Below are 5,765 nucleotides of genomic sequence, written 5' to 3' on the forward strand. Positions count from 1 at the left end.
AGTCCTTCATCGCCGCCCACCCCGAGCTACACCACGTGCGCACCCGAGTGAAGACCCCGGGGCAGAACGGGTCCCGTGAACGCGGCTTCGGCACGCTGAAGTACGAACGGCTCTACCTGGACGAGATTGACGACGCGCTCGTGCTCGCCGAGCGGGCCGAGGACTACCGGATCGAGTACAACGAGCTCCGGCCCCACGAGGCCATCTCATGGAACCGGCCCACGGAGGTGCACCTGGGCCTGGCCGACCCCACCACCCCGACATTCAAAACCAAGGAAATCCTGCCAACTACTTGACGCGGGACATGTGCACCCACTAATAGAAACCCCAGGTCAGCAAGCTGCCGACCCCCAGAATCAGACCCCCTGATAAAAGTCAGGTCGACCTCGTTGATCCGCCCGATGAGCCTAGCTGCATGCTGGGGGCTCAGCTCGGAGGTGACCGGCAGGCCCTCATGGTCAAAGACCCAGAGCTCCTCATGGGAGGTGGGCCGACCATGCACCCGTTCGAGGGTGACTTCATCGGCGGTGGCTGCCTCGAATCAATCACCGGTGAGGCGGCCTGCGTTGTAACAGGCCAAACACCCGATCCATACCCGAGGCACCGAGGAAAGAATGTTCAGATAGGACATTCGCACAGCTCCTTCGCCGAGAAAGATCACGTTCTCCACGAAAACCCCGGGCCGCCTCCGGCGGCCAAACTCTAGCTGTGCTTGCTGGTCACAGCGGGCTGAAGCCCTGGTGATGGTTGCGGATGCTATGGCAGGCCGAAGTCTCTCCGCCTGTGGTGGCTCCGTTCTCGGTGGAGCCAGGGATCCGGTCGGGTCGGTTCCTGGTGCTGTTCTCAGCGATGAACCTCACCGTCCCGTCCCGTCCGCGGTTGCGCAGAGAGATGGCCGACAAGCCAGCTGGTGGGTCCGCTATGGGAGCCACGTTCCTGCTCTTCGCCCTCCTATGCACGCAGTCTTCCTCACCACGTACGCCTCTCCGCTGTTCTAGCCAGGCAGCGGATTCGGCGAGACGAACTCTGTGTTCCCTTTACCTCGTGCCCCTTGGCCGCGGCACGGGCAGGATCCACATGATTGCGACAGGCTAGTACATTTCCCGCGAGACTGAACAATATTGTTAGTATGACTGCGATGGGCTGAACATAAACGGTGCTCCAGCGCCGGTGAAGCCCTTATCTGCAGCGCGTATGCGAAGCCTCGCGTCTGGCCAGGAATCGGCCGGGCACCGCTGCGAACACCTGTACACAGCCGTGTGCTCCTAGTGCGTCTTCGCAGATGCGAGGACTCCCTAGGGGCGTGACCTATGAAAGGACAGCAGCCCGGAGCTTCGCGCCCAGCGCCTGGCTTCGGGCGAAGCATCATGCGTCTGATCTCTTCTTCACATCACATTGAGCGCGAGGCTGCTCTGACCCCGGCGGTGTTGCTGCGATGACAGAGGTGGCATTCTCCATTGAGAAGACTCGTTTCGACGTGACCTACCAGCCTCTGGAAGGCACCCGCCTGACGACCAATTTCGCCAATCTTGCCCGTGGTGAGAACCGGCAGCAGAACCTGCGCAAGGCCCTGGCGATGATTGATGAACGTTGCAATGAGCTGGCCTCGCAGGAGGACGCAGGTGGGGACCGATACCGGGTTGAGCTCGATATTGTCTCGGTGAACATCGAACTTCAGGCAGAAGAAGGTGCCGCCTCATTCCCGGTGATCGAAATGCTGCAAACCACCGTGGTGGACACTCAACAAGGTGAACGCTTTGAAGGGATTGTGGGCAATAACTTCTCCTCCTATGTGCGTGACTACGACTTCAGTATCCGGCTTCCCGAATGCAGCAGGAACGGATCAGCACTGCCGGAGGACTTCGGGGAGCTCCACGGCAATCTCTTCAAGGGCCTCCTCGCCTCAGACACCTACGCCACACACTTCAGCAAGCTGCCGGTGATCTGCATCAGCGTCTCCACCAGCAGAACCTACCACCGCACGGGATATGAGCACCCCGTTCTTGGCGTCGAGTATCAGCAGGATGAGTTCTCCTTGACTGATCAGTACTTCGGGAAGATGGGCATGCGGGTCCGCTACTTCATGCCGCCCAAGAGTGCCGCACCGTTGGCTTTCTACTTCCTCGGTGATCTCCTCGAGGACTACACCAATCTGGAACTGATCGCCACGATCAGCACTATGGAGACCTTCCAGAAGATCTACCGGCCTGAGATCTACAACGCCAACACCCCGGCTGGCGATGCTTATCAGCCCAGCTTGAAGCACTCGGACTTCTCGGCAACCGGGATCGTCTACGACAGAGACGAGCGTGCTCGTCTTGGTGCGGAGCAGGGCAGGTTCGTCCAGGAGAACCTCATCATCCCGCATGGGAAAACTCTTGAGCAGTGGTCTGCTCGCTACTCGGACTACCACCACCAACTTCAGGGAATGACATCATGAACAAACTTCTGCCCACCACATCCGCCGGAAGCCTCCCCAAGCCCTCCTGGCTGGCCCAGCCAGAGACACTCTGGTCACCTTGGAAACTCGAGGGCGAAGCCCTTACCGAGGGCAAACGGGACGCCCTGCTCCTGGCCCTGGCAGACCAGCGGGCCGAGGGAATCGACATCGTCAGCGATGGCGAACAGACCCGCCAGCATTTCGTCACAACCTTCATCGAGAACCTCAATGGGGTGGACTTCGAGAACCGCAAGGTGGTGCGAATCCGAGACCGCTATGACGCCTCGGTGCCCGTGGTGGTCGATGATGTCACCCGCAAAGGTCCGGTCTTTGTCGCCGATGCTGAGACCCTACGAGCACATACTGACGCGCCCATCAAATGGGCTCTGCCCGGGCCGATGACTATGGTCGACACCCTCTACGATGCTCGCTACGGCAGCCGTGCAGAACTGGCCTGGAAGTTCGCCGAGATCCTCAACCAGGAGGCTAAGGAACTAGCAGCCGCTGGTGTAGATATCGTCCAATTCGATGAGCCGGCCTTCAACGTCTTCTTCGATGAGGTCAACGAATGGGGTATCGCTGCTCTGGAGCGAGCCGCCGAGGGGCTCAGCTGCGAAACGGCCGTGCATATCTGCTACGGCTACGGGATTGAGGCCAATACCAACTGGAAGAAGACCCTGGGCTCCGAGTGGCGCCAATACGAGGAGACCTTCCCTCAGATCCAGAAGTCGAGCCTCGATATCGTCTCGCTGGAATGCCATAACTCCCATGTGCCCACTGACCTTCTCGAGCTGGTCCGCGGTAAGAAGCTGATGGTCGGCGCGATCGATGTGGCCAATACCGCTGTGGAGACACCTGAAGAGGTTGCCGCGACCCTGCGCAATGCACTGCAGTTTGTCGACGCCGATAAGCTCTGGGCCTCCACCAACTGTGGGATGGCTCCTCTGTCACGTAGTGTGGCCCGGGCCAAGCTGGGCGCCTTGAGCGCCGGGGCGGAAATCGTTCGCAGAGAGCTTTCTACAGAGCCCGCCGCCTAAGGGTGACCACCACCCTGTCAGCTGCCGAAGGTCTCCGGGTTCACGGGCCACTCCCGCCGGGGGAGGTTCTTCTCCACAACCAAAAGGTAGGACTCAGTGACCAGATCGTCCACCATCTGTTTGTCGACGTCGCCGTCGGCATGCAGGGTGATCCAGTGCTTCTTGTTCATGTGATACCCGGGGGTGATGTGGCTGTGGTGCTCGCGCAGGAAGCTCGCATCCTCTGGTGAGGCTTTCAGGACCACCAGCGGTTCACCGGTGACCTCAGTCTGGAGCATGAACACCTTGCCCCGGACCCGACTTTTATCAGGTTAGTGTGCACCCTGGATGGTGTCGTGGATGGTGCTGAGCTTCTAGGGCTGCGGCCAGCCGGCGGCGGAACTTCTCGGTGGCGTAGATCGACAGCCACCGCTTCACCGTGGCATAGGAGATCGGATCCATGCCCATCTCCTCGATCACCCACAGTGAGTCGAAATTTGATGGCTCTTCGCGTTTGAGGGTGTAGAGGCGGGGATGAGGATCAGGGTCGGCGTGGCGATAGGTGGATAGAGGTCGAGGCCTTCCGAAGATGGAGGTTCTTACACCAATCCATCCAGAAGACCTCGACGATGCCCCAGCCTACTTTCACCACCCCTGACCTCAACAGCTTCTGCCTCCTCGACTCCCTCGGCCTGATGGTCACCGGCCAACAGATCCGCCGCGACCGGGCCATCCTGGAATGCAGAGTCATCGAAGACGATCCATGGTGCCGTAACTGTGGCGCAGAGGGGCTGCCGCGGGGCACGGTAGTCCGGAAGCTGGCGCACCTACCGTTGGGGTGGCGACCCACGGTGCTGTGGGTTCGGGTTCGCCGATACCGATGTGCTGACTGTGGCATCGTCTGGCGCCAGGACACCACCACAGCGGCGGCACCGCGGGCGAAGTTGAGCAGGCATGCGGTGCTGTGGGCCCTGAAGTCGGTGGTGATCGACAGGATGAGCATCGCAAGGGTCGCCGCCGCACTGGCCTGCTCTTGGCATACCGTCAACGACGCCGTGTTGGCCGCCGGCCGGGACCTGCTCATTGAGGACCCTCACCGGTTCGACGGGGTGAAGGTCATAGGTGTTGATGAGCATTGCTGGCGCCACACCGGGCGCGGCTCCCACTATGTCACCGTGGTCATCGATCTGACCCCGGTGAAGGAACGCCGCGGCCCTGCCCGGCTGTTGGACATGGTCCCGGGTCGTTCCAAGCAGGTGTTCAAGACCTGGCTGGATGCTCAGAGCGAGGGGTTCAGGGAGGGGATCGAGGTGGTGGCCATGGATGGGTTCACCGGGTTCAAGACCGCCACCGCTGAAGAGCTCCCTGAAGCTGTTGCGGTGATGGATCCCTTCCACGTGGTGGCCCTGGCCGGGGACGCATTGGACCAGGCACGGCAGCGGGTTCAGCGTGAGACCACCGGCCACCGCGGCCGCACCGGCGACCCTCTCTACGGGGCGCGGAAGACCCTACGTACCGGGGCGGACCTCCTCACCGAACCCCAAGAGAGGAAGCTGACCAGCGTGTTCACCGCTGACGAGCACGTCGAGGTCGAAGCGACCTGGAGTGTGTATCAGAAGATCGTCGCCGCCTACCGACACCCCTCCAAGAACCACGGCAAACAGCTACTGCAGGAGGTGATCACCTCACTGCGCCGCGGAATCCCGGCCAAGCTGGTGGAGGTCAAGAAGCTGGGCCGGACCCTGAACCGCCGGGCCGCTGACATCCTGGCCTACTTCGACCGGCCAGGCACATCCAACGGTCCCACCGAGGCCATCAATGGGCGCCTGGAGCACCTGCGCGGCACCGCCCTAGGCTTCCGGAACCTGGCCAACTACATCACCCGAGCCCTGCTGGACACCGGAGGATTCAGGCCCCTCCTACACCCTCATCTGCGATGAGCCAATTTGATGTGGGCTCGACCAGCCGGGCGATCACCTGCTGATGGACCTCCTCATCCCGGCGGTGGCCTCTTCGAAGCCCAAGCTCCTGTAGATCGCGGTCAGCGCCTCAATCAGCGGGCCCATCCGCATCGAGGCGACCTTGATCCCCGACGCCGCAGGCCTCTGCGGCCCGGTGGTCTCGATGTCGCGCGTCAGACTTAGTGGCAGGGCCGTTATGTAGGTCCTGAAGGAGAGTCAGTCATGGGTAGACCACCCTCGATTCCGGCGGAGAAGAAGACCCGGATAGTGCTGAGCGTGCTGGCCGGGGAGATGTCCATCGCCGAAGCGGCACGCAAGGAGAAAGTCAGTGAGCAGTCCATCGGACGG

Annotated in this window: 5 protein-coding genes and 1 pseudogene; 4 read left to right on the plus strand and 2 right to left on the minus strand. The window is 61.5% G+C overall.

The features are described 5' to 3' along the window. From MTQ12_RS14605 to MTQ12_RS14615, 3 genes are all read left to right on the plus strand, one after another. A partial coding sequence (locus MTQ12_RS14605; RefSeq protein WP_247619198.1) for an integrase core domain-containing protein occupies positions 1-296 on the plus strand: 296 nt, incomplete at its 5' end. A gap of 1,139 nt (positions 297-1,435) precedes the next feature. Continuing rightward, positions 1,436-2,440, plus strand: a complete 1,005-nt coding sequence (locus MTQ12_RS14610; RefSeq protein ID WP_247619199.1) for a putative oxygenase MesX — start codon at positions 1,436-1,438, stop codon at positions 2,438-2,440. After that, a complete protein-coding gene (locus tag MTQ12_RS14615; protein WP_137319981.1) occupies positions 2,437-3,477 on the plus strand; it encodes a methionine synthase in 1,041 nt (346 codons plus the stop codon). Before MTQ12_RS14610 ends, MTQ12_RS14615 begins: the two co-directional genes overlap by 4 nt. Before the next feature lie 17 nt (positions 3,478-3,494). Here MTQ12_RS14615 and MTQ12_RS14620 read toward each other — a convergent pair. Further along, positions 3,495-3,764, minus strand: a pseudogene (locus MTQ12_RS14620) (MmcQ/YjbR family DNA-binding protein); the annotation flags it as partial. Between the two features lie 19 nt (positions 3,765-3,783). Continuing rightward, positions 3,784-3,918, minus strand: coding sequence for a hypothetical protein (locus MTQ12_RS15100; protein ID WP_282599429.1), 135 nt, complete (start codon positions 3,916-3,918; stop codon positions 3,784-3,786). A gap of 167 nt (positions 3,919-4,085) precedes the next feature. Between MTQ12_RS15100 and MTQ12_RS14625 the strand changes: the two genes are divergently transcribed. Further along, the gene (locus tag MTQ12_RS14625; protein WP_247619201.1) at positions 4,086-5,396 is read left to right on the plus strand and encodes an ISL3 family transposase; all 1,311 of its coding nucleotides are present in this window, start codon (positions 4,086-4,088) and stop codon (positions 5,394-5,396) included. Positions 5,397-5,765 lie beyond the last annotated feature (369 nt).

The sequence above is a fragment of the Brevibacterium sp. R8603A2 genome (genome assembly GCF_023072605.1).
GTDB classification, from domain to species: Bacteria; Actinomycetota; Actinomycetes; order Actinomycetales; family Brevibacteriaceae; genus Brevibacterium; species Brevibacterium pityocampae.